Genomic DNA, 25816 nt, shown 5'->3' with positions numbered 1-25816 from the left:
AGCAAAACATATCTATCACAACACAAAAAACGTCTTGAATGGTCAATTCAAGGAGGGAGAGTTTATATAAAAGATTTGACAACGCTATTTGAACCTCTCATGACTAAAATCGCAAGATTCTTGGGAATAGAGCATACTTGCAAGCGTATTTCTTTACTCACAGCGGTTTCTCTTATTTACCAAGCTATCCCCGTAGTTCCTACGGTTTTTGATGATTGGATCTAAGCTAATCCCATGGAATGTAATCTTAGACCTTCGGTCAGAATATTGATACTAGCATTGATATCTCGGTCATGATGAGCATGACAAACAGGACAAGTCCATTCTCGAATTTCTAGAGATTTCTTGCCGTCTTTATGTCCACAATTTGAACAGATTTGACTAGATGGAAACCATTTATCTACTTTGATGATTTTCCGACCGTACCAGTCAGCTTTATATTTTAACTTAGTCACAAAACTAGACCATGAAACATCCGAAATACTTTTTGCTAGTTTATGATTACGCAACATACCTTGTGTATTTAAGTCTTCTATACAAATAATATCGTGGTTTTTGATAATCTCTGTACTCAACTTGTTTAAAAAGTCATTGCGTTGATTCATTACTTTTTCATGTAGTCGTGCTACTTTTCGTTTTTGTTTTTGATAATTTTTAGCTTCAAAGAGATTGATGCCTTTCTTTTTAGCTAGTAATGCACGTTTCGACAACTTACGTTGTTCACGTTTGAGTTTTTTTGCCATTTTTGACGTGAATTTATTGTTATCAATCTTTTGACCATCAGAAAGGATTGCAAAATCAGTTATACCAAGGTCAATTCCAATAGCGGAATTAGATCTAGGAAACTCAACTATTTCTTCTTCACACAGGATGGAGACAAAAAATTTACCACTCGAATTTTTCCGAATTGTAGCATTTAAGATTCGCCCTTTGGGCTCTTGACTTTTCGCAAATTTAACAAGTCCTAACTTAGGTAGTTTTATGAAATTATTTCTAATTTCAATACTATTATTCACATTTTTAGTTGTATAACTTTGTATAGGATGTTTTTTGCTTTTAAATTGTGGTCGTTTATTTTGCTTTTTAAAGAAGCGAGAAAAAGCATCAGAAAGATTTTTCAATGAGGATTGAATCGCAATACTGTCAACTTCTTTTAACCAAATTGTCTCTGCATTTCTTTTCATTTGTGGAAGCATGGCAGAACAAGAATTATAAGATAATCCTTTTCCAGTAGTCGCATATGCATGATTCCACAAATTCAAAAAATAATTATAGACAAATCTTGAACAGCCAATGGTTTTAGTCATTAATAGTTCTTGTTCTTGATTAGGATAGATTCTAAATTTATAAGCCTTATGTTGTAGCATATGGATTCACCTCATTTCTTTTTCTGATTTTGTATATATTTTCTAATTTGTTCTTCTGTATTTTCGCTAACAGTAGCTACAAAGTAGCTTGGATTCCAAAGATGTCCACCCCAAAGGAGTTGTTTAAGTTCAGGATGTTTTTTAAACAGCAGTCTAGCGGATACGCCTTTAAATGCACCCCACAATACTAGGAATATAGTATTGTGGGGTGCATTCAATAAGTAAATGAATATGGTCTTTATCTGATTCTATTTCCATAATTTTTATATTATTATCATCAGCAATTTGTTTCAAAAACTGTTTGACATCAATATCTACCTGACCATACAAAACATCATGTCGATATTTTACACACCAAACAAGATGATATTGAATAGAATAGACATAACCACGTCCATAATGAATTTCTGACATACAAAAACACCTCGCAATTATTTTAATATATGTACCTCTACAAAATCAATTATTGCAAGACATTTCACTATTATTTAGTTTATATTTGTCAGTTGTTTAGCTAAAGCTAGGCCACAACTGAAGCCGAGAACACCCATGATTAAAATCACGGGTGTTCTCGGCTAGTTCATAAAATAATTATAGTAAAAGGCACTAAAAGAGCGGCTCGCTAGGGAGATGACATAACTAGTTAACAAGCTCAAAAGAGCTTTTCCCCTAGAAAAATTAATTATGGATGCTGGGTATAAGACACCAGCAATTGCACATTTACTACTCGAACATAAATTGACCCCAATTTTCCCATACAAACGTCCGATGACTAAAAAAGGCTATTTCAAGAAACATGAATATGTTTATGACGATTACTATAATTGTTATATCTGTCCCAATAATAAAATACTCTCTTATGCCACTACCAATCGCAAAGGATATATCGAATACAAAAGCAATCCAAAGGATTGTAAAAACTGTCCTTTCTTGTCTAAGTGTACCAACTCAAAAAATCATACCAAAGTAATCACTAGACACATTTGGGCTGAAGCTATAGAGACCTGTGAAGAGATACGCCATCAAAGTTGGTTCAAAGAACTTTATAAAAAGAGAAAAGAAACCATTGAACGAATTTTTGGGACAGCAAAAGAATTTCATGGGTTACGTTATACCAATCAAATAGGAATTGAAAAAATGCACATGAAAATTGGGCTTACTTTTGCGTGTCTTAATATGAAAAAGCTAGCAAAAATAAAAAGGATCAGAGCGCAAAAGACACGTTTTCCTAAAGGAAAACTGCCTAATCTATCGATTATCCATAGAATATTACATAGAAAAAAGACAAACCTCATGTTTGTATAAAGTTTGTCTACAGTCTGAATCTTTTTAATAAAAAGATTTTTTACATTTTTGTATGATCTGTACGTGAAATAACATCACGACGCTGTTCTGGTGTTAAGTCTCGGAATTTCACTGCGTATCCAGATACACGAATCGTAAAGTTCGCATATTTTGGATTGTCAATATCTTTATCCATTTCTTCTAGCAGTTCACGACCAAAGACATTGACGTTCAAGTGGTAACCACCTTTATTAAAATAGCCATCTAATACTTGACGCAAGTTATCCACTTGTGTTTCTTCATCATCCATACGACCTAATGCTCCAGGATTAATGGTTTGCGTATCAGAAATACCATCTTGCGCACAAGAATAATTCAATTTCGCTGTCGAATTCAATGAAGCTAATAATCCATTCTTCTCACCTAAGAATTTACCATCTTGATAACTTGGATTTGCTCCTGGTGCTAATGGTTTTCCTGTGCGTCGACCATCAGGTGTATTTCCAGTATTTTTGCCATAAACAACATTTGAAGTGATTGTTAACAACGATAATGTCGGCGTTGAATTACGATACGTATGTTGCCGTTTGATTTGAGTCATAAAGTACTCAAGAATCCAGTTTGCCATTTCATCCGCTTCGTCATTGTCATTTCCGTATGTTGGAAATTCATTTTGCGGGATATAGTCAATTGCTAATCCATCTTCATCACGGATAACTTTCACGTTACCGTATTTAATCGCCATCAATGAATCGGTCGCATGAGAAATTCCTGCAATACCAGTTGCAAATGTGCGTTTCAAATCAGTATCCATTAACGCTAATTGTGGTGCTTCATAAGCATATTTGTCATGCATATAATGAATCACGTTTAAAGTATTTACATATAGCTCCGCTAACCAGTTTAAAACATCCTTATAGCTTTCCATGAATTGGTCAAAATCAATGCTGTCGCCTTCTAGTGGACGGAAGCGTGGTCCGACTTGCATTTTCGTCATTTCATCAATGCCACCGTTAATTGCATAAAGTACTGCTTTTGCTAAGTTAGCTCGAGCACCAAAGAATTGCATATCTTTTCCAATTACTGTTGCAGAGACACAGCAAGCAATTGCCGCATCATCTGATCCCCAGTATTGACGTAACAAATCATCGTTTTCAAATTGAATTGAAGAGCTTTGTTTGGCAACTTTTGCTGCATAAGTACGGAAGCCTTCTGGTAAACGAGAGGAGTATAAAACAGTTAAATTTGGTTCTGGCGAAGGACCCATATTAGTCAATGTATGCAAGATACGGAAATCATTTTTGGTTACCAATGAAGATCCATCCATATTCATACCGGCTATTGATAGTGTCGCCCAGATTGGGTAGCCAGAGAATAACTGATTGTACTCTGGCGTACGGGCAAATTTTACCATACGTAATTTCATGATTAAGTGATCAATCATTTCTTGTGCTTCAAATTCAGTGATCAATCCACGATCTAAGTCACGCTGAATATAAATATCAAGAAATGCAGAAATACGTCCGATTGACATTGCTGCCCCATTTTGTGATTTAATTGCCGCAAGATACCCAAAGTATAACCATTGGATAGCTTCTTGTGCATTATTAGCAGGCTTTGAAATATCATAACCATAGCTTGCAGCCATCTCTTTCATTTCTGCTAAAGCTCTATATTGTTCAGAAACCTCTTCTCGTAATTGGATCACATCATTGGTCATTACTTTATTTCCAATGTTTTTCCAATCTTTCTTCTTTTCTTTCATTAAGAAATCGATTCCATATAATGCTACACGACGATAATCACCAATAATTCGTCCACGTCCATAAGCATCCGGTAGCCCAGTAATAATTTTATTTTTACGTGCTAAACGCATTTCATCTGTATAGGCATCAAAAACACCTTGGTTATGCGTTTTACGCCATTTATTAAAGATAAAGGACATTTCATCGTCTATTTCATACCCATTTGATTTCAATGCTTTGTTGGCCATATTGATTCCACCAAAAGGCATAAATGCTTGTTTCAATGGAATATCTGTTTGCAACCCAACGATTTTTTCTTCTTCTTTAATTAAGTAACCTGGTTTATGAGAAGTAATCGTTGCAGGTACATCATTATCCATATCATACACACCATTTTGCTTATGCTGAACTTCAAAAAGTTCCTGTAACTTATTCCATAACTTCTCTGTACTAGAGGCTGCTCCTTCTAAAAAGCTGTCATCTCCTTTGTACTCTGTGTAATTACGTTTAATAAAGTCTAATGTGTTAACTTCACGTTGCCAGCGTCCTTCGTTAAAACCTTCCCAAGGATTTTTTGTTTGTGTTACAGTTTTTTCACTTGTTTTACTTTCCATATTTAGACTCCTTTGTTAAATAGTTTCAATCTTAATTAAAATAATTATAACAAAGGAGTTGGTTTTAAGAAAGGGCTTTTTTAGATTTTTATGCTGGAAATCCTTTTAAAATAATGATATTTTTTTATTTTTAGGATAATCTGTTGTATTTTTTGTTACAACAGATTATGTAATTGATAATGAAAGATTCTATATGATAGTCAATATTGCTCAACAATAAACAATTTCATTCCCCTATGCTAAAAAATCTGAGCCAGAATGGTGTTCATTCTGACTCAGATTTGATTTTACTCAACTTATCAGTCCGTATTGACAAAAAGCCAAATTTTTTGAAAATAAATATTTAATTTATCTAATTAAATATTTATCGATAGCTGCTTGAATCAATTGATCTGCTTCGTCAATGATTATGCCATCTTTTTCTGTTGCTTGTGGCAACGGTGCTCGAACTTTTCCAATTTCCATTCCATGTTTGGCTAGAATTCTTTTTATTATAGCATAGAGATTCCCTTCAGCCTGGACCATTTTAAAAATAATTTGATCGATACTATTTTGAATTTTTTGTGCCTTCTGAATATCATTATCCATGAAAGCTTGATTAGCAGCTATAAACAATTCAGGCATTACACCATAAGTACCACCAATACCAGAATCTGCCCCCATAATTCGACCCGCGATAAATTGTTCATCTGGTCCATTAAATACTATTGCATCCTTTTTACTACTATTTTTGAATAGGTAAATATCTTGAACAGGCATTGACGAATTCTTAACCCCAATAACTTGAGGATGAGTCATCATTTCACTGAATAGCTTAGGTGATAAGGAATAACCTGTAGTTTGAGGAATGTTATAAATAATAAAGTCTAATTTCGTAGCCTCTACCATAGCCAGCCAGTATGCTCTAATTGCTTCCTCAGGTAAAACAAAATATATAGGTGGTATAGCCGCCAAAGCATCTACACCTAAACTTTCAGCATGTTTTGCTAACGCAACACTATCCCTAGTTGAAGGTGCCGCGATATGTGCAATAATTGTCATTTTCCCGCCCACTGCTCGCATAACATGCTCTAATACTAGCTTCCGCTCTTCAACAGTTTGATAAATACATTCACCAGAACTACCGCCTACATATAGGCCCTTAACCCCTTTATCTAAGTAATAATTTGCTAACTTTTCCACACGTTCTCCGCTAATATTACCAGCTTCATCATAACAAGCGTAAAACGCCGGAATTATTCCCTTATACTTGTCTAACTTCGTCATAATTTTTCTGACTCCTTCATGTCTTCATTTTTCGTAATGATTTTTATAGTACGGCTCATCTTGTCATTAAATTCAGCATTGTCAAGAAGCATTGTCGAAAGAACATCAATTTGATACATAATAGCAAATTGGGAATTTACAAAACGTTCGTTGCCAATGAATAGACTACTATATGCAATCAATGAAAGCTCTGATAACTTAGCTAAAGTACTTTCTGGAAAACAAGTAATACTGATAATTGTAGCTGCATTTTTTTTGGCATACCATAGTGAATCATTTACTTCTTGCGTTTCACCGGAAGTAGAAATCCCAATAACTAAATCCCCACCTTTGACCATTGAGCTTGTTATTAACATCATATGAGAATCAGTCGTAGATATAACATTTAGTCCCATCCGTAGTAGTCGCTGAGTTAGCTCTAAAGCCGTCAGACCTGAACTTCCCACACCAAAAATGAAAATTCTAGGAGCTGATGTAATCAAATTTACTATTTGTTTCATATTTTCAGGATCAGTTAACTTCTCCGTGTTTTCGATTACACGGCTATAATAATCATAAACTTCTGTCTTTAATCCATCGTCTGCTCGTTGATGCTTGCTTTGCAATGCACCTAATTGAATTTTCAGATCCACAAAACTATTTTGCTCCAATTTCCTAGCAAATCGTGTGATAGTTGCTGGAGACGTGCCGGTTTCATCAGCAAGTGTAGAGATATTAATATTAGAAACAGTCCCACTATTTTGTAATAGGTACATTGCTAGCTGTTTTTCTTTTTCAGAAAAGGACGGAAATTTGCTTTGTATATCTTCTAAAATGCTCATTTTTAATGCCTCTCTTATTGTCTTTTTATAAAATTATATAACGCACCTACCATTCCTGCATCATTTTTCAATTGTGCAATATGCAATTCTGTTTGCTTAAACTGATTATCTTGAATCTTCTGATCAAGTATTTTCTGAATTCTTGGTTTTAAGTATGTTTCTTGAGCCATAATGGCACCACCCAAAACGAGTCGTTCAGGATTCAACAGATAAATTATGTTGATGATTCCCATTGAAAGGTTTTCAATAAGTACCTCAATCTCTTCAATACAAACAGAATCACCTGCTTTTGCCTGTTGGAAAATTTCTTTACCATCTAATGATTCACCTTTTCTCAGTCTAACTCGTTGAATAAGTGCCGATGTTGACGCCACATCTTGAAATCTAGCCCCATTAATATCCATATAGCCAATCTCTCCAGCTGTATATCCAGCTCCGTGAAAAATCTGACCATCAATTAATATAGAGCCCCCAACTCCGGTACCAACTGTTAAACAAACACCGCTAGTAGTTCCCCTTAATGCGCCCTGCCAATATTCTCCCAAACATGCTGCATTGACATCATTTTCCACTTCACAAGGCAACTGAAATTCTGTTTCTATCATTTCCTTTATAGTAGTCCCTGTATAGTTGGGAATGGTATAGCCAGAATAAATAATTTTTCCAGCTACAGGATCAACTACGCCCGCGCTTGAGATACATACCCCAGCTAAATCTAAATATTTCAATTCTCTAATCTTTTTACGAAGAGTATTACTAATATTTTGCTGCTCAATAGCATTATTAGTTTGATCCGATGCAAATGAAACTACTTTTTGACCATCTTCGTTATATAATCCGTATTTAATCGCTGTTCCACCAATATCTATACACAAATAATTTCCCATAGGTTCACACCTTAATTTTGAATACTATTTTTTGAATTCTTTCACTTTTATCAATAGAAATTCCCGTTTTATGGGCCTTATCAGGTTCTAATAGTAAAAATTGACCGGCACTCAATAAAACACTCATTTCCTTTTCACCATGAAGAAGATAAAAATCATCTGCTTCATGATACGGTTGCGGAGATAATTTTGTACTCGTAGCTAAATCAATCTGTTCATTCCCCTTTATAATATAATGTATATCAATATGTTTACGATGCGCTTCCCATTCTCTCTACATCAGGTGCCGTATAATAAGACAAGAAATTAGCCTTTATCCCGTCATTTACTATTCGGCTACCTACTTCAAAGTCCGACAGTTTTTGAATAAATTTAGCAATCTCAATCAGTTTATTTTGTAATTTAAAATCAATTAATTCATCCCAAAATCCATATAACATCTTATTTTCCTGATCCAATCACTGATTTCTTCTTGTTATTCTCAACAATTCGATTTCCCTGTTCTGTAAAGTTATCCAAGGCTTCTTTTGGCGTTTTGGCATCAGTAAAAACTGCCTGTAATTCTGGAAAGAACGCATTTCTCAATTCTGCATAGCCTGGGGTATTATTTGAAAAATTAATAATATAAGACGCATTCTTATTATAGGCTTCAAGGTAAGGTAATTCCGCTTCCAATTCTTTTGCCACAGATTCTCGAACAGGCAATGTATTTTTAGAAGCTTTCACTAATTCAGGGTCAGTTGAATAGAACTTAACAAAGTCTTTAGCTACTCGCATTTTTTCATCATCACCAGTGTTAAAAACAACAGAACTAGTAACATATGTGAAGGATAACGGGTCTGTTTCTGATGGAATGTTAGCCAAACGCATATCAAACTTATTAACTTTCCCATCTTCCATATCTTTTTGGATTCCCGAAAATAGAACTGCATTAGTAAAGTTGATAGCCGTTTGCTGATTTTGGAACATTGCATTAACATCATTACTTGATAAAGATTCTGGTCCTGAAGTTGTCAATCCTTTTTTACGAAGATCATTGATATAACTTAAAGCCCGAACACCGTTATCCTCATTTACAATGATATTACCTTTTTCATCGAAAAACTTATTACCAAACATTCGGATATACGTAAGATTCCATGTGTCACCTTGATTATTTTTGGCATAAAGCCCAAATGGTGAAACTTTATCATTATGTTCTTTTAAAGCTGTTAATATTTTCTCAAAATCTTCTATATTCCATGTTGCAATCTCGTGTTCACTAGCAATATACTCCTCTAAACCGGCTTCTTTAAACATATCTGCATTATATGCTAAAGTACCTGGATTATGTCCAAATGGATAGAAATAAGTTTGGTCATTGATTTGGACATTTTCCCAAATTGATTCTGGAATATCACTTTTAGTCTCATCATCAATAATGTCATCTAACGGCATTAAAACCCCCATATGAGCATACTCACTCAAAGCAAAACTAGAATCAAAGAAAATATCCGGCAAGGTTTTTGTCTGAATAGCAACACTTAGCTTATCTGAACGTTGTTCTCCTGGAATTACTTGAACATTTATATTAATATTTGGATTTTTCTCTTCATATCGTTTAGCTGCTTCCTTAAAGAAACTATCGTAATCTGCTCCAGATTCAGAAGCATCCATAACCCCTTTCCACTGTGGTGTCAACCAAACTTCTACATCTACAGTACCTCCTTTAGCTTCACTAGTCTTCTCTTTACCACTACCACAACCAGCAAATATCACTAAAGCCACTCCTGCAATTGCTAATAAACTAAACCATTTTTTCATATTTATCTCTCCTTCTATTCTTTTACAGCTCCCGCTGCGATTCCTTTTGTAAAATACTTTTGAAAAGCAATAAAGATAATAACCATCGGTAAGGCAGCTACTGCCGCACCAGCAACTCTCAGACCAATATTTGGATTAATTTCTTGCATTAATCCTGCAACACCAACTGTCAAAGTATTCATATCTTTACTACGCGCCATTAACAACTGCCAAAGATAATCATTCCAGAAAGTAACAAAATTTAGAATAAATAAAGCACCTATTCCTGGTTTAGCAATTGGTAACATCAACTTCCAAAAAATTGTCCATTCACTAGCACCATCAAGCTTTGCTGATTCACGAAGCGAATCAGGAATTGATTCAAAAAATGATTTTAACATAAATACACCAAAACACATCGCCAGATTAGGAATTATCAAAGATTGATAAGTATCTACCCAATCGAAAGCTACAACAATCTTAAATAAAGGAACAATAAAGGTTTCCTTAGGTACCATCAATGAAGCAATAAATAAAGCAAATAGAACCTTTTTCCCTTTGAAATTCAGTTTGGCAAAAGCATACGCAGCTGCTGAAGAAAGAACTACACTAAGCATTGTTGTGATAAAGGAAACAAAGAAACTATTGAACCCCCAACGTAGAGCTGGTTGGTTATTAAACAATTCTTTAAAATTTCCCAGATAAAGAGATTTTGGTAAAATATCTGGTGGCATCTTATAGATATCAGCTGACGTCTTAAAGGAATTAGTAATAAGCCAAATAATTGGAAACAGACTCAATAGTGCTAATAAAAACACAATAATATTTGTTATCAAATCATAAAGCTCCATGCTTTTTATCTTTCTTATCAGTTTCATTTTTTCCTCCTCACTTCTTACCAAAAGTTTTAAATTGCGGTACTGAAAGTAATAAAGCTATAATAAACATCAATACGCCTACTGCTGCTGCTACACCAGTATTGTTGTAAACAAAGGCATTTTGATATAGGTAATACATCATTGTTACCGAAGCATTATTTGGACCACCGCCTGTTAACAACTGAATGACGACAAAAATCTTTAAGACTGCAATAATATTGATTACAGTCAAATATAACGTTGTTGGTTTTACCAATGGAATTAAGATTTTAGTAATACGTTGCCATCTGGAAGCGCCATCAATTTGAGCCGCTTCAAAATAGTCTTCTGGTATTCCAATCATAGACGCTACATATAAAATAATTGACTGCCCTACATTTCCGACAAATGTTACAAAAATAATAGTTGGCATAACCCACGTACTACTCCCTAAAAAGTTTACATTATCAGCACCTAGCTGTTCAAATAGATAACTGATTAAACCATTAGCAGGATTTAATAAAAAATTCCAAACCATACTCATAACGACCATTGATACCATGACCGGTAAATAAAAACTTCCTCTGATAAAAGAAATATATTTAGCAGACTTATCATAAATAGTTGTGGCAACAAATAACCCAAAAATGATTGTTAGAAAAACAATTGCAACTACAAATAAAACTGTATTAAAGACTGACTTTAAGAAAACCGGATCCGCAAAAAGGGCCTTATAATTTTCTAACCCAACAAAAATTTCTTCTGTATAGGTTTGACGAAAAAGACTCATTTTAAACCCTTCAAAAACAGGATAAACAATAAATAACAAAAACAATATCAACTGGGGACCGATAAATAAGTATCCTGTTAAAGTTTCTTTGTGTCGTAGCCAAAAATTCTTTTTAGTCTGAATCTTTTTTTCTATCGTAGATTCCACCGTAACTCCTCCTTTATGCTGATAACTTCGTTCTTTTGATTTCATTAACAAATCGTTGCGTGATTTCTTGTGGTCGAGTAATGGCACCACCACAGACAACACTATGACAGCCAAGTTCTAGAACTCTACGTGCTTTTTCGGGAGTATCAATTTTCCCTTCAGCAATAACGGGTAAGGAAGTCTGTGTTAGTACGTCTCTTAGATGTTTAAAATCATTATCTGCGATATTTTGTCCCATAGTATCTTCCGTATAGCCAAATAGAGTCGTCCCGATATAATCAAACCCCAAAGATTCTGCATAGTGAACATCTTTTAAACTTGCTGTATCTGCCATCAAAAGAATTTCTGGATATTCTCCACGAATCACGGTAATAATATCCTCTAAACTTTCACCAAACGGTCGTAATCGAGTCGTTGCATCCATAGCCACAACTTCCACTCCTGTAGCGCAGATTGCACGAACTTCTTTTAGGGTGGGAGTAATAAAAACTTCTGAGTCTGGATAAACCCTCTTTAATAAACCAATAACTGGTAGATCTACCTGATCTTGAATAGCTTGGATATCTACAACAGAATTAGCTCGGATGCCAACTGCCCCTGATTCTGCAGCCGCCCTAGCCATTCTCGACATAATAAATGAACTATGTAATGGTTCACTCTCCAATGCCTGGCAAGAAACAATTAGACCTTGTTTTACTTGTTCATGATAATTCATATTTCTACACTCCTTCTATTTCAGTATTGATTAACCAATTAAAACAAAGATCATTTACGCCTACATTTAAAGCTTCATGTCCATACTCTGGTAAAAGAATATGTTCCTTATTCGTTTGAACACGATTAAAGAAAGCATATTGTGTAGAAGGCGGACAAATATCATCACGTATTCCTGTAAGCAGTTTGACTTTCCCTTTAATCATATGAGCAAAATTCTTAATATCTATATAGTCCAATGCTTTAAAAATCTGCTCTTTAGTTCGATAAAAAGGGTCTTGAAACTTAAAATAGCGGAACAATTCATCATAAGGTTCAGTAATTTGCCCAAGTTCCAATATTCGCGGAAAATCAGCGAGAAAAGGATAAATCGTCACAACTTGTTTAATACGCGGATGAAGGGCAGCTCCTACCACAGCTAGAGCGCCACCTTGAGAAGCTCCAAAAGTTTGCATGTTTTCATCATCAATTTCAGGAAGTTTTCTTACTTGCTCTATTAAGGTATAAACATCTAAAAAGATATCTTGATAAAATAATCGCTCTCGTCCAGCTATCATTCCCCGTACTATATGTCCCTTAACCGTAAGACCATCAAACTGACCGTTATCTTGAGATTTTCCTGCTTGACCACGTACATCCAAAGCAATCACTCCATAACCGCACATCACAAATTTAAAATATTCCGACCAATCACTACTACATCCTTGATAACCATGGAAATGAAAAATCACAGGCGTTTTCTGATTTGTATTTGGTAACAACATTTTGGCATAAACTTGAGAACCATTTGTACCATTAAAATACAAATCAAAGAATCGAATCTGCTTAATATGAAAATCTTTTTCTACTACCTTCAATTCTGGTAACTGTAGTGACAAAATAAGTTGTTGCCAATACTGGTAAAAATCATCAGGAACCTCTCTTACTCCCTGATAGCTTTGCATTTCTTCTTTTGACATTGTTTCTATCATATAAAAAAACCACCTCTTTTGTTATCGCTTACAAAAAATATATCAAAAGAAAACGATTTTATCAAGCAAAAAACCAAGAAAATAGTTTTCTTCGCGTATAAAAAGCATTGAAAAGTAAACGATCCCATCCAGATTAATGATTTCTTTTGTTGGCTTTAAATTCTAGCCTTTCATTCTCACCGAAATTCGATATATAAAAATTTTTATTCACTGAACAAAAATCGGAAAAATATGCAATTAAGAAACTTCATAAATATGTGTTTTTGTTCTTAAATTAAAGATTTTTGAGAAGAACACCAAAGCCCTAGACAAATCAATCGAGCATATACCTAGTCAATATACTTTACATAACTACCCACTCTATGCACTACCTTACCTTGTAGTATAACCATGCTATTCACTTACGTTGATATTATTTCATATTTCTTTTTCAGTAATTCACTAATACTTCCGTCAGTAACACAAGAATATCGAACTCATTAGAAATCACTCTAAGAATTGCTACGAAAGTACTCACGAGCCATTCTTCAAAGATTCGTTTTTTGTAGTAGTAGCCCAAAAAAGACGTGTGAACAGAGCGGCTGCCAACGGCAGATCCGAGTTCGTTCACACGTCTTTTTTTATGTCTTCATATGTAGTTCTTAATTTTTTAATTTACTCTCATAAATTGTGCTCTTTATCTTCAATATACTTTTTGTTACATCAATCTATCTATCAAATATAGAAGACAAAATAAAAATAGAGAAATTAGTCTATTTTGTTTCTGTAAAAAAATGACGCATATTCAATCTATTAAATTTTAGATGAAAAAGAAAAATCCATACCAAGTAGTACAAACTTAATTGGATTAACCAACTTCATTGGTGGTTTCGAATCTTCTTTATCAAAAGCAGAAGTAAATGATGAGAAACTACATTTTAGTTATGATAAAGATATCTCTTTGTTGGATACGATTAAAACTGTATCAGATTTATTAGAGGAAGTGGATAATTAAGCAGATACTTCAGTTTATCTCACATTGTCTGAACGAAAATGATTTTTTATTTTTTGTTTTTTTGACACCTAGTTATTTTTTGAGTATTCTAAAAACAACGAAACAGAATTAATTTACTAGATATTCAGGTGAAAAACGATGGATAGAAAAGAAATAAAAGCATATCAAAAAGAATTACGCAGCAAAATCATTACAATAATTGACACAACTCCTAATTGGTGTCGTTTACCAGACGATGCACCAGAAATACGCCAAGTACGAGAATTACAAAGGCAGATTACTGAATTGGGCAAAATGTGTCCATATAGAGAAAAAACTTGATGTAACAGTATTGTGGTAACGTGATGAGTTTTTCTAGTTCTAGCGAAGAGAATATCCTTTTTAAGGCAAGTTGTCAAAGCTGGGTAAACACAAATTTCAAAACGTTAATTAAAATATTGTTATACCAACTATTCAAATCATTTTTTTGTATCGTTTGGTGTTAATTCTTATGACAAATCGTTTAATAGACTTAAAGCATCAGCCTTTGCGTTGATTTTTTTCTGGCATTAATTCAAGTATAACAGTTTTGAGTAGTAAAGATTGAATTATGTCCAAGTCTTCTTGAGAGGTAATCTATTTTTTGGAATTTGTATGGCAAACATGGTAACTTCCCTTACAAATATCAAGCGATTTCTTAACATCTTTGTATCCACATTCTAAACAGTTTTGACTAGCAAAAAAACAATTACTCGCTAGAAAACATTGATAGCCAGTAATACCTATATCAATCAATTGAACAATTAGTTTTAGGTAATATTCAAACTTTTTCCTAAAAAACATACTTACTACCCAAAAAATATTATAGCTAGTTTAATCTGCTAATCTATCTTTGGATCTTGATTTTAATGAATTCAGTTCAATTATGAATTTATCGTTAACAAAGACCAAAAGTTAATATTTAAACTATTGATTGTATATCTTTGAACAAAGTTTTTCTTGTTTTGGAAGAGAAGAAATTCGACGAATTTATCATCAAAATAGCAGTCTATTCACATAATATCGTTCAAAAATATACTCTATAATAGTTTGATAAACATAAGTAAATAGGGTGAAACCAAAAATTCCAAATATAGATAAACTCAGTAAAAAACCAAACAAAGAACTATACATAATAACTAGAATTAGTAAAATCACAATCAAAAATAAAAATGACCAGTAAAAATTTAGACTAGCAAACAAAAAACTTAATTTCATAACTTTTATCATTTTCATTTGAAGCTTGCTAATAATGGGATAGGCATATAAAAAAGTTAACATAACCAAAATTAACATCGCATAGATAAAAACTTTAAATATTTGAAATGGAAGCGTAGTTTGCTCCCTTAACAAAAATAAATCCAGTAAACAAAAACAACTAATCATAGCTTCTACTAACCATAGTATTGTTCCTTGCTTGAAAAATTTTAAAAAATAATATATATAAGTTTTTAATAGTGGAATAGACCTTTCTTTCCTTAAAACCCATAATGTCTTGTACAAACTAACTTTTGCTACTCCTATCGTAATCAACGGAAGGCATGACAAGACAAAAACAATATTCAAAAATATTAAGTCATAGAAAAATGCACAGCATTTTACGATTTTATTATCAAGACTAAAAATAGATTTCATTAATCCTATCCTTTTCTCGCTCACACTCATTCTCCTTCGAAATTTTGCATTTTATTCCACTGTTACTCAAAAGTCATTTTTTAATAATACATTTATTAACTATCTTATTATCATCCTGCTAAACATTATACTCTTATTACTATGATATTGAACCTTCAAATCCCCTCAACCTTTTACTGCTCCCATTGTAATACCTTGTGTAAATGCTTTTTGGAATATAAGAAATACCGCAACAATTGGTACTGCTGCCATTGCAGCACCTGCCATAATTAAACCATAGTTCGTTGCCATTTCAGCTTGCATAGTTGCTACACCAAGCGAAATAGTTAAATTATCTCGTGAACTCAACATTACCAGCTGCATAAAATAATCATTCCATGTATTAATAAAAGTAAATATAGCTAATGCCGCAAACCCTGGTTTCACAATAGGAAAAGCAATGCTGATAAATGTTCTAATTTCACCACAACCATCTATTTTCGCTGATTCTAAAAGTTCCGTTGGAATATTCTCGGAAAATTGTTTCATCAAAAAAACTCCAAAAGGCCATCCAACCAGTGGTAAAATAACTGCCCAAAGGGTATCATGGATCCCCATAAAATTAATAATACGTACTAACGGAACTAAAACAACTTGTTTAGGCAAAGCCATAGCTGCAATAAAAATAGAAAACAATATCTTTTGACCATAAAATCGTTTTTTTGCCAATACATATCCTGCTAAAGATGATGTCCCACAAACTAAAAACATCGTTACTAATGAAATAAAAATGCTGTTCCACAACCATTTCATAGCAGGATTTTGGATAATTAATGCTCTAAAATTCTCAAGTGTTGGTGCAATTGGCCACCATTGAGGAGGTATAATGATCGTATCAGGTTGTGCTTTAAATGCTCCTGTCATAATCCAATAAAAAGGAAAGACGAACAAGAGTGTCAACAATCCTAAGACAATGGTAGTTACAATATTAGATATACTTATTTGTTTTTTCATAATCATCTTCCTCCTAATACTCAACATCATTACCTAAAATCTTAAACTGCGCAAAACTAACTAATGCAATTACTACTGCTAAGAAAACCCCCATTGTATTTGCATAACCATATTCGGATAACTTAAAAGCTTTTTCATACAAATAATACATCAACGTACTCGTTGAATAGTTCGGCCCACCTGATGTTAATAATTGAATCAGAGCAAAACACTGAAACGAATTGATAGTCGTAATAATTGCAATATAAAGGGTTGTTGGTAATAAACTTGGCCATTTAATTTTCCAAAAAACTTGAAATTCATTTGCTCCATCCACGCGTGCTGCTTCACAAAGAGAGTTATCAATATTTCCCATCGCTGCAATGTACAAAATAATTGGTTGCCCCACAGAAGTTGTTAATAAAATAACGATAATTGCCAATAAAGCCCATTGCTTATCACCCAACCAACTAATGTTTTGATCAATAACTCCCCCTGTTTTCAAAATATAATTTAAAATACCTGACATAGGATCATAGATCCATTTCCAAACAACTGTTACCGCAACACTCCCTGTAACAACAGGAAGGAAAAAAACTGCACGATAAAATGATCTAGAAATTACATTTTTATCATAAGTTTTTGCTGCTACAAATAAAGCAAACAAAACAACAATTGGAACTGAACCAATAACAATAATAATTGTATTAATGAGAGACTTCATAAAAACAGAGTCATTAAACATTCTAATATAATTATCAATACCAACAAAACTAAAATCAGTCATCGTGTAATGAAAAAAACTTGTCACAAACCCCATAATCATTGGTGCTAATACAAACCAAATAAAAAAAATCAAAACAGGAACTAGAAATCCATACGAAATTAATGTCTCTCGCATTTTTAGTTTATTTATACGCATAAAACCCCTCTTTTCTTAGCCATTAAAATAGAATACTTATAGAGTTCCTTTCCTAACAAGAAATTATAAAATATTTAGAAAAGGAACTCATATTATTTAGAAATATTATTTAGACTTATTGATTGTATTGTTTGCTTTTTCAGTAAATGATTTTAATGCAGCTGCCGGTTTTTCGTCACCATTGGATATAGACTGAACCATAGGGAACCACAAGGTTCTCATTTCAGCAAATCCATCAATCGTATTGTAATAAGGTGAATAGTATTTAGTCCAATCCGAAATTGTTTCCATTCTACCATCATCATAAAGTTTGCCAAAAGAACTTCTAACAGGGAATGATCCTGTACGAATAACGTTTTTTGGTCCCCAAGTTTCATCGTCACAAATAAACTGAATAAATTTCTTAGAAGCTTCAATTTTCTTCTCATCATTATTATTAAAGACGGCAAATCCATTTATCAAATATTCAAGAGCCGGAGTCCCATCATCTGATGGAAATGGAACCTCAACATATTCAACCCCACTTGCTTCTAGCAACTTGGCTTGTGTATCAGGCTGTGCAGGTGACCACAACACAGTAAAAGATGTTTGACCATTCGCAAAATTTTGAATATCAGCTGATCCATCATACTGAGAACCATTCATTAATAAACCTTCATCAATCCATTTTTTTATAGTCTCCATTGATTTAATAGAACTTTCTGTGTCTGTTGTATATTTTGTCACATTTTCATCTGTAATAGTGCTACTATAAAGATTCGCAAAGAAGGCTCGAGGCCCTTGATCTCCACCTTGACCGTTAGCAAAAAAAGATCCTGGATTATAACCTTTATCTTTTAATGCTTTAATTACTTTTTCAAAATCAGATGTTGTCCAACCTTCCTTTACAAGATCAAGAACCCCCGCATCTCGCAACATTTTTTTGTTTAAAGCCATATAAAATGGAGCAGAGCTGATTGGATACATGTAAGCTGTATCATCTGCTTTAGATGCCCTTATAATTTGATCATTATTAACATCCTTTACAAATTCATCTGTAAAAAGATCATCTAATTTAACTAGCTTTCCATTTTTACCATATTCAATAATACGTCCTGGAGCATCAAAGAGAATATCTGGTGCTGTTCCAGCTTCGATGGCTGTTGTAATTTTTTCTGGCCCTGCTGTAAAGTCAATTGTTTCAAGATTAACTTTAATATCCGGATTTTCTTTTTCGAAAGCTGCAATAATTTTCTTTTCGTATGTTCCTACACCATCATCAGAGCTTTCTTGAGTAAATGTTGGAAATGCCCACCAAGTAATTTCCGTCGCATTACTCGAAGTCTGTTTATCAGAATTCTCTTTTTTTTCATTCCCACAAGCTCCAAGCCAAATAATAGATGTTACTAAAATTAAACTTTTTCCAATTTTCTTTAAATTCATTATTTTCACCTCAATATATTTATAAAAAATGAAACTATCCCACAAATAATAGTTCAAGTTCATAAGTCCTTACGGACTTAAAACCTGTTGACAATAATGTCGTTTTCTCTTGTTGGGATACTAGCTACAAAATAAGACGTCTCTTACAGATTTTCCTGATACCAAGCCTGCACAAACTAAACAAAAGTCTATAAAGGATGACTAAATCAGGTGATACAAATACGTAACTGGTATAATGAGCTATAAAATTTAACTTTGTATCATCAAATGATTTTTTTCCTATACTATGCTTATCTAGCTTCCAATATCACATTGTCATTTCAATCTCTTTAGGAGATTTTCCTCAATTCCGTTTCTTTATTACATAGATTATTTCGTTATGTTCATTTCTACATAGTTAATTCCTCCTCGTTCTGGTAAAAATGTTCTCTTATCCAGCTTTTCTCAAATCAAATCCTCCTTATTTATAATAGTTTTGTTGTAATATTTCTTGTTTTTTTCGTCTTTAAAAAAACAAGAAAATAAGCAATCTGTCATCACTAAAATAGGAAATTGTGGAGATATTCGATTCCCATAAGATAAGTTTTGTGTCGATGCTAAAAGCAATAACTCATCACAAAAATTATGTTTTTCAAAATTTTTAGTAGTCATTAATACTATTTTTGCCCCCTTTTTTTTAGCTGTAATCAAAGCTTCAATAACAGCCTTTGTTCTTCCAGAAATTGAAGCAGCAATAATTAAACACTGATCATTAACTAATAAACTATTCCATAAAATCATATCCTCATCATCTACAAGTTCTCCCATAATTCCTAATCTCATAAATCGAGTTTTCATCTCTTTCAAAGCTAGTGCTGAACTTCCTTTTCCATAAAAATAAATTCTAGGATGCGTTAAAATCATCTCTTGAATTCTTTTTAATTGAGCTTCATCAAGAATAGAATAACTCTTATTTAATATTTCTACATAATCAGATAAAACATCTTGATTCCATTGTTTATAACTGCTGTTTCTATTTCCATTTTGCTCTCTCATTATTTCTCGATATTGATATAAAAACTCCGTAAATCCAGAAAAACCACATTTTTTTGAAAATCTTGTTAAAGTTGCTTTTGAATAAGATCTTTCTTAATTAACATTTGATATCAGCCCCTATCTAGCAAGCGTTTTCAAAATAATTATATTATCTGATGTTTTACATTTCAATATCCCTTACAAAACGGAAACGCGTTTCTAAATATAACTAATCATCTATATTTAGTGATAACCATAAATGAAAAGGTATCCTGCTTTTCAAATAATTCAGAGTCATTGTTTACTTAATCTAGCCAACAAAACATTTAAATTGATTGCACACAGACTCTTTACATTTCCTTTTCTTTTTCTTGATTCCCTATTTAACTTAATTTAGGCAACCAGTGATCGATTGCCTATTTTTTTATTAAATAATATTGACTATTTAATTTTATCTATTAATCTAATAGAAAAGGCTACTTCTTCCTTTGTTGGTCCCGTTCATGTAATACGAACATTCCTAAATAATTTCGTTTATTGATGTTTTCCGTAGCCTTTTTTCGAACCTTCTATATCCACATCTTTCATGTAAATCACTCTCCGTAGAAGGTTCGTTTTTTTATGCTGTTTCCCATAATCGCAAACACTATTAGCTTGATTGATGTTAGCTTACAACTCTAATGTTGGTTTCGAACTAATAATAAGTACCATTGCTTCTGTAAATCTCGCTTTGAGAATATCCATATAAAAAGTTACCAATTTCCTACACCAGTAATGGAAGTAATAGGCGCATTAATTTTAATCAGCAAATAATCAATTTCTTCGTCGATTTTAACTATCTATATTGTATACAATTGTTTGAAATAGCTCTAAATCCAGTCTAGTGGATAAAAAATGATTGTTTATTTCGCACTTTCTTTTATCTGGTTAATCGTTTAATTGAGATCGTTTTTCTGTAATGCGAAAACGACGTCTCATTAGGAATTTTAATTCTTGATGAGAGCAGCCAACTTCATGGAATGAGGAATTCAAATCACTCAATATTTTTAGCAATTGTTAGGACATCCTTTTAGCAGTTTTTGTTCCTGGTACTATCCACTTTCAGAAACTCTATAATTAAAATCAGATGATAGCTAAATGTTTGATAACCACATAATGATGCTGAAACAATAGCCTAGTATCTTCTAAAAGATATTTGTATCCTTATATGAAATTAAATGTCAATGCCATTATCAAACAAATTACCAATCAAGCAAGGGGGCGTTGATAGAACCTCTTAATACTAGTTATTTCAAAAAAATCTGCTGGAGGAAACGCTAATCCACAACGCATGTATTGATTATAAAATAACTCAATACAGCAAGAACTACCCACAATTAATAATATAAGGAAGCGTTGATATGAAAATTACTGTTGATCTAAACTCAGTTGTTACAATAGCCGTCATTGATTCTGTCAATGAAATGATTTATCCAATAAAAACAATAGAATTAAGTGAAAATCCTGACGCATTTCTCAAACAACTAAGTATCTATATAAATGAGTATGCCGATAAATTTTCAGAAACTCTCAAGCAACAATTAATGGTTAATATGACTAAACGTATTTCAGTTGATCTGAAGAAACAAGGAATTTCGTCAGATCAACTGAAAATAGAAGTATAAGTATATAAAAATAATTATCATTTATAATGCCAATAGCAATTCTATTATCTATAAGTGCGATAACTGCCCATGCAGAAGAAAACTTTACTTCTTCAAAAGATGGATGAAGCCAAGTTGCAAGATACCATCTTAATGATGTTCAAGTAGCAGCTGAACACCGTAGTGTCGTTACTAAAGTAGCTTGTTTGGCAACTACACAGATAGCAAAACAAAAGGGATATCCTTTGTCAACAAAGCTTGTAGAACACTCTGTTATAAACTAAAGGTTTCAATGACTACTTCTGTCACATACATTCGTTTCCCTTCAGTATCCTCATAATTACGCGTTTGTAACCGACCACTTACCCCAATCAAGCTTCCTTTTGTGACATGTTCTGCGAGTGTTTCCGCTTTTTTATTCCAGATCACGCAAGGGATAAAATCCGCTTCTCGTTCGCCTTGAGTATTTGTGAAATTCCGATTCACTGCAAGCGTGAATTTTGCGACAACCTTTCTGGTTGATATGTAGCGAAAATCCGGTTCTTTTGTTAGTCTGCCAATTAAATTTGTATTGTTCATCATGTGAAATCTCTCCTTAAAATATTTTTTTATTTTGAACCAAGAGGGAAAAGATCCCTCTTAGTAATCACTGCTTTCATCTAGATTCCGCAAAATACCGGTCTAAGATATCCTCAGCTTGGCCTGCGATTCGCTTATTTACTTGGTATTCAGAAAGACTTTCAAGGTTCCCATAAGCGTTAAAGGTGACATAAGGGGCCGTAAAATGATAGTCGCCATATAGGGCACTTCTAACCGATTCTTTGGGATTGTTCTCAAAGAACCGGTCGAAAAATTCTTGTAAGGCTTCGGCTTTTGCGTTTAGAATCTCCAGATTGTCATACTCGTCAATAGTAAAGGGCGCTTCATAGTCTGTAATAAACCATTCTTCATACACGCCACCGTCCCAACGAGGAGACCCTATCTCAATGTCTTTGAAAGCTTGTTGCCGTTCTTCTTTTGTCATTAGCAAGCTGTACCAATTGCCGACTAGATGGTCCTCGTTATACCTGCCTAAGTTTGTTAAAAAAATGTTGATTTCCATTTCTATCTCTTCCCTTCGGTTTTAACGGTTCGTTTCACGATTTTCCAAAAAGTAACATTGGTTTATTCATAACCCCAGGAGCTATAAAAGATGTCCCCAACTTGGTACGGTGTGTTTTTTGTTTGTGTGTTCATGGTGATTCCTCCTAAAAAAAATATTTTTTGATACCTTTGGAATTTGTGCCTCCCCCTCCTACCTTTTCGGTGGAGTAAGTTGGCTGGGGTGTTAGGGGCAAAGCCCCTAAGGTCTTGATTGGTGTGACTTCCATAGTCAGCTGTGTAATCAAGAAAAAAGGATTCCGTTGTCAAAGATCAAAAGTGAAAATTCAGAGTAGATTTTCTTTTCGTGCGTCGGTCGTTTGGCATAATCGGCTCGAAACCATGTTCTGCCTGCTTCCAAGGGGAAAATGTACCAGCGCCAAAATTTTAGGAAAATTTTGGACCAAAAATAGAAAAAATGGAAACCCACCATTTTTTCTATTTTTTCGCTGGCCCTTTCCAGCAGGCAGAACATGGTTTAGGTTATACTAGCCAAATGACTGATGCATGAATTAGAAAATCTTCTGAAGTTTCGCTTCTTTAACAACAGAAGCACTTGATCCCATTTACAGTTGGAAAAGCACACCAATTCAGGCGCTTAGGCGACTGAAACACATGCTCTTGCGCACAAAAAAGACCGTGGTATCCTCCACTGTCTTTATATACTTTCTATAATTTCTTTTGGCAAATCTTTAGAAAATCTAGTTAACTTTTCTCTTATAAGAGACGAATCACAATCAGAAAAAAGCCACCTCTGACATTTTTCCAATTATATTTTTTCATATATTCTACAGTCAATATATTCTCCAACAATTCCATTTCTTGATAAGTTATATCCTCAAATTTCCTATGTTCAATTAGTTTTATCGGTTTATTCATACGTGTCCACGCAGCTCCCTTGCCTTTCATATGTTTTTCTACCCTTTTTTTAGATTTTGTGTTTATCCTATATAATATGCGTTATTTTCCAACTGTAAAACATATAGAAACCGGTCAGCTTTTTCCATAAAAAAACTCTCCATTCAATAATTTCATAAAAATATTATCACATTTTATATGGATATAAAGAAATTCAAATTCCCGAAAGAGCGGCGGTGGTAGCTGGAGCGATGAAGGAACCTAATCAAACAGACAAAAAAAGAGACTAAAAACATTGAAAAATCAACGTTTCTAGTCTCTTTTTTTATGATATAATAGTTTTGGTAGGAAAGGTTGATGACGGTGGCAATCCTATTTCAGGAGGTGGTGCTTATGTATGTAAGTATCAAATCTAGAGAAAGGAAACGCCTTTTGTCTGTTTCAGAAGCGTTAGGGCTAATGATCAATTTTGGAACATTGATCATCGCATTAATCGCCCTAGTGGTAACGCTGATTAAACAAAACAAAAATAGCCGTCACTTTAGCGGGTACGACTATTTTTTATAAGTAATTCTCGCCACCGTCTTGAACGGTGCTACCAAAGAGGGACTGCTTGACAGTTCCTCTTTTCGCATTTATTATACCATAATCGTCCTCTCTTTTGGGATAAAATTGCTTGGGATAAAATTGCTTAAAATAGTTTTACCATCCGCCGGCTTGTCCGGCTTTTTTGTGTCCTGCTTAAACGGTAGTGGTGGTCGGAGTGTGGCAGGACACAAAAAAACGCTGAAACTAAATCTTGATTTTTTCTGTATCTGTTTAGGATTTCCTTTCTTACAAATTTATTTCCTGGATAGCCCCAAGAATATTGGGGCGCAGTCCCAGGGGTTGAGCTTTTTCTTTTGTTTTGTTTCTTTCACTAGTAAAAAATGCGCCTACCTTCTCTTCTAGTTTTGTTGTTCCCGGCGCTTGATATTTTTTTCGAAGTTTGGCAATTCCTGATCACTTTCGGTCATAAGAGGAGTTTTTACTCCGCGTTGAGCGAAAGTGATCAGGAATTGCCAAGGCGGAGAAAGCCTTTGATACCAAGCGCCGGGAACATTCCATCAAAAAAACAAAAGATGTAGGAAAGGATATACCAAAGGGTATAAAAATCAACCGATTTTTGCTTATTTTTCTGTTTTTCGTGTGTCAATTGAGTCAATTTGATTCGTAATTTTTTTATCAACAGTTGTCTTTTCATCAACAATTTTTTTGCAAAACTGATCTCAATCATCGATAATTGAAATCAAAATAAATATCAATTAAATACATCGGTGGATAACAATTGACAATTGATTCGTGTGGAAAATGATCGTCAACCAGTAATTTTTTATTGATCTTTTTCAGTTTATATACCATCACATTTCGATATAATTACTCGTTTGTTTGAATCATTTTATATGCGAAAATCAATCCAATAATCAATTAAACATATCTGATTCACATCTTTTTTAACGAAAAAACGACACACGAAAAACAAGTGATTGACATGCAAAATGTATGCGAGTGACGATCAAATTGTTTGTGCATTACGTAAAAATTTTCATTTGCCGTTTTTCTGCAAAAGGCAATTAATTTATCGATGAATCGCATGCGCTTTTCATATCAAATGATTTCAATTTGATAATTAGTTTTTGAATATAAGTCACTAAAAAAGGAAATGATTTGTCTATCAAATAACGAAAAATGACGATGATTTTACTGATTATTTTCTAACAATAGATAAACAAATTTCCTGACATTTTTTTGAATAATTGGCAGGAAAATCGTTTGTCAGTTGCTGCCGATTAATATGTATTTCGCATATAACGATTTGGCAACAGGTTATTTATTTTGCACCAACCACAAGATATAGTAATTCCGATAATATCAATAAATATAATAGATTCTCTCTTTGTATTTTATGCTATG

At 33.5% G+C, this 25816-nt stretch carries 22 protein-coding genes and 4 pseudogenes; 5 read left to right on the top strand and 21 right to left on the bottom strand.

Annotated elements, in window-relative coordinates; genetic code table 11:
- Positions 1–225 (top strand): hypothetical protein (locus A5883_RS19400; RefSeq protein ID WP_217809248.1); only part of this gene is annotated, 225 nt, incomplete at its 5' end.
- Here the strand turns inward: A5883_RS19400 and tnpB are convergent.
- Positions 222–1367 (bottom strand): IS200/IS605 family element RNA-guided endonuclease TnpB, encoded by a 1146-nt coding sequence (gene tnpB, locus A5883_RS18625; protein ID WP_086339355.1) that lies wholly within the window; start codon positions 1365–1367, stop codon positions 222–224. The two genes, A5883_RS19400 and tnpB, sit on opposite strands and share 4 nt — an antisense overlap.
- Before the next feature lie 83 nt (positions 1368–1450).
- Positions 1451–1781 (bottom strand): annotated as a pseudogene (gene tnpA / locus A5883_RS18620) (IS200/IS605 family transposase); the annotation flags it as partial.
- Positions 1782–2006: 225 nt separating this feature from the next.
- Here tnpA and A5883_RS18615 point away from each other — a divergent pair.
- Positions 2007–2672 (top strand): annotated as a pseudogene (locus tag A5883_RS18615) (transposase); the annotation flags it as partial.
- 40 nt (positions 2673–2712) lie between these two features.
- Here the strand turns inward: A5883_RS18615 and pflB are convergent.
- The 11 genes from pflB to A5883_RS18560 all read right to left on the bottom strand — a co-directional run bounded on the left by pflB (position 2713) and on the right by A5883_RS18560 (position 13245).
- Positions 2713–5010 carry a formate C-acetyltransferase gene (pflB, locus tag A5883_RS18610; protein WP_086339354.1) on the bottom strand — a complete coding sequence of 766 codons (2298 nt, stop codon included), beginning with the start codon at positions 5008–5010 and terminating at the stop codon, positions 2713–2715.
- Between the two features lie 348 nt (positions 5011–5358).
- Entirely contained in the window at positions 5359–6276 is a 918-nt protein-coding gene (locus A5883_RS18605; RefSeq protein ID WP_086339353.1) for a dihydrodipicolinate synthase family protein, read from the bottom strand.
- Positions 6273–7097 carry a MurR/RpiR family transcriptional regulator gene (locus A5883_RS18600; RefSeq protein WP_086339352.1) on the bottom strand — a complete coding sequence of 275 codons (825 nt, stop codon included), beginning with the start codon at positions 7095–7097 and terminating at the stop codon, positions 6273–6275. The genes A5883_RS18605 and A5883_RS18600 overlap by 4 nt, the downstream gene beginning before the upstream one ends.
- A gap of 14 nt (positions 7098–7111) precedes the next feature.
- Complete coding sequence (locus A5883_RS18595; RefSeq protein ID WP_086339351.1) at positions 7112–7984, bottom strand: ROK family protein; 873 nt, start codon at positions 7982–7984, stop codon at positions 7112–7114.
- Between the two features lie 4 nt (positions 7985–7988).
- Positions 7989–8213 (bottom strand): YhcH/YjgK/YiaL family protein, encoded by a 225-nt coding sequence (locus A5883_RS19780; RefSeq protein ID WP_369596889.1) that lies wholly within the window; start codon positions 8211–8213, stop codon positions 7989–7991.
- 22 nt (positions 8214–8235) lie between these two features.
- Entirely contained in the window at positions 8236–8424 is a 189-nt protein-coding gene (locus A5883_RS18585; protein ID WP_086339349.1) for a hypothetical protein, read from the bottom strand.
- 1 nt (position 8425) lies between these two features.
- Positions 8426–9787, bottom strand: coding sequence for an ABC transporter substrate-binding protein (locus A5883_RS18580; protein ID WP_086339348.1), 1362 nt, complete (start codon positions 9785–9787; stop codon positions 8426–8428).
- Positions 9788–9801: 14 nt separating this feature from the next.
- Positions 9802–10644, bottom strand: coding sequence for a carbohydrate ABC transporter permease (locus tag A5883_RS18575; protein WP_254907913.1), 843 nt, complete (start codon positions 10642–10644; stop codon positions 9802–9804).
- Between the two features lie 10 nt (positions 10645–10654).
- A complete protein-coding gene (locus A5883_RS18570) occupies positions 10655–11536 on the bottom strand; it encodes a carbohydrate ABC transporter permease (RefSeq protein WP_254907918.1) in 882 nt (293 codons plus the stop codon).
- Between the two features lie 37 nt (positions 11537–11573).
- Positions 11574–12275 carry an N-acetylmannosamine-6-phosphate 2-epimerase gene (locus A5883_RS18565; RefSeq protein WP_086339346.1) on the bottom strand — a complete coding sequence of 234 codons (702 nt, stop codon included), beginning with the start codon at positions 12273–12275 and terminating at the stop codon, positions 11574–11576.
- Between the two features lie 4 nt (positions 12276–12279).
- Positions 12280–13245: an acetylxylan esterase gene (locus A5883_RS18560; RefSeq protein ID WP_086339345.1), complete on the bottom strand. Its 966-nt coding sequence runs from the start codon at positions 13243–13245 to the stop codon at positions 12280–12282.
- 1132 nt (positions 13246–14377) lie between these two features.
- Between A5883_RS18560 and A5883_RS18555 the strand changes: the two genes are divergently transcribed.
- The gene (locus A5883_RS18555; RefSeq protein WP_086339344.1) at positions 14378–14560 is read left to right on the top strand and encodes a hypothetical protein; all 183 of its coding nucleotides are present in this window, start codon (positions 14378–14380) and stop codon (positions 14558–14560) included.
- 167 nt (positions 14561–14727) lie between these two features.
- Here A5883_RS18555 and A5883_RS19845 read toward each other — a convergent pair.
- The 6 genes and pseudogenes from A5883_RS19845 to A5883_RS18530 all read right to left on the bottom strand — a co-directional run.
- Positions 14728–14858 (bottom strand): annotated as a pseudogene (locus tag A5883_RS19845) (tyrosine-type recombinase/integrase); the annotation flags it as partial.
- A gap of 395 nt (positions 14859–15253) precedes the next feature.
- Positions 15254–15892, bottom strand: coding sequence for a YesL family protein (locus A5883_RS19775; protein ID WP_369596888.1), 639 nt, complete (start codon positions 15890–15892; stop codon positions 15254–15256).
- A gap of 165 nt (positions 15893–16057) precedes the next feature.
- Positions 16058–16891: a carbohydrate ABC transporter permease gene (locus tag A5883_RS18545; RefSeq protein WP_086339342.1), complete on the bottom strand. Its 834-nt coding sequence runs from the start codon at positions 16889–16891 to the stop codon at positions 16058–16060.
- A 7-nt stretch (positions 16892–16898) separates the two neighbouring features.
- Positions 16899–17786, bottom strand: a complete 888-nt coding sequence (locus A5883_RS18540) for a carbohydrate ABC transporter permease (RefSeq protein WP_086339341.1) — start codon at positions 17784–17786, stop codon at positions 16899–16901.
- Between the two features lie 105 nt (positions 17787–17891).
- Positions 17892–19208, bottom strand: coding sequence for an ABC transporter substrate-binding protein (locus A5883_RS18535; RefSeq protein WP_086339340.1), 1317 nt, complete (start codon positions 19206–19208; stop codon positions 17892–17894).
- Between the two features lie 444 nt (positions 19209–19652).
- A complete protein-coding gene (locus tag A5883_RS18530) occupies positions 19653–20243 on the bottom strand; it encodes an SIS domain-containing protein (RefSeq protein ID WP_086339339.1) in 591 nt (196 codons plus the stop codon).
- Positions 20244–21622: 1379 nt separating this feature from the next.
- On the opposite strand from A5883_RS18530, the gene A5883_RS18525 reads away from it, so the two are divergent.
- Positions 21623–21886, top strand: coding sequence for a hypothetical protein (locus A5883_RS18525; protein ID WP_086339338.1), 264 nt, complete (start codon positions 21623–21625; stop codon positions 21884–21886).
- 255 nt (positions 21887–22141) lie between these two features.
- On the opposite strand, the pseudogene ssb reads toward A5883_RS18525, so the two are convergent.
- Together ssb and A5883_RS18515 are read right to left on the bottom strand one after the other, a co-directional pair.
- A pseudogene (ssb, locus tag A5883_RS18520) lies at positions 22142–22447 on the bottom strand (single-stranded DNA-binding protein); the annotation flags it as partial.
- 73 nt (positions 22448–22520) lie between these two features.
- Positions 22521–22967, bottom strand: coding sequence for an antirestriction protein ArdA (locus tag A5883_RS18515; protein ID WP_086339336.1), 447 nt, complete (start codon positions 22965–22967; stop codon positions 22521–22523).
- A gap of 1289 nt (positions 22968–24256) precedes the next feature.
- On the opposite strand from A5883_RS18515, the gene A5883_RS18500 reads away from it, so the two are divergent.
- Complete coding sequence (locus tag A5883_RS18500) at positions 24257–24430, top strand: putative holin-like toxin (protein WP_254907912.1); 174 nt, start codon at positions 24257–24259, stop codon at positions 24428–24430.
- The last annotated feature ends 1386 nt before the right edge of the window (positions 24431–25816 follow it).

This window comes from Enterococcus sp. 5B3_DIV0040 (assembly GCF_002140755.1).
In the GTDB taxonomy this organism is placed as follows: domain Bacteria; phylum Bacillota; class Bacilli; order Lactobacillales; family Enterococcaceae; genus Enterococcus_D; species Enterococcus_D casseliflavus.
This window is presented reverse-complemented; position numbering and strand designations above follow the sequence as displayed.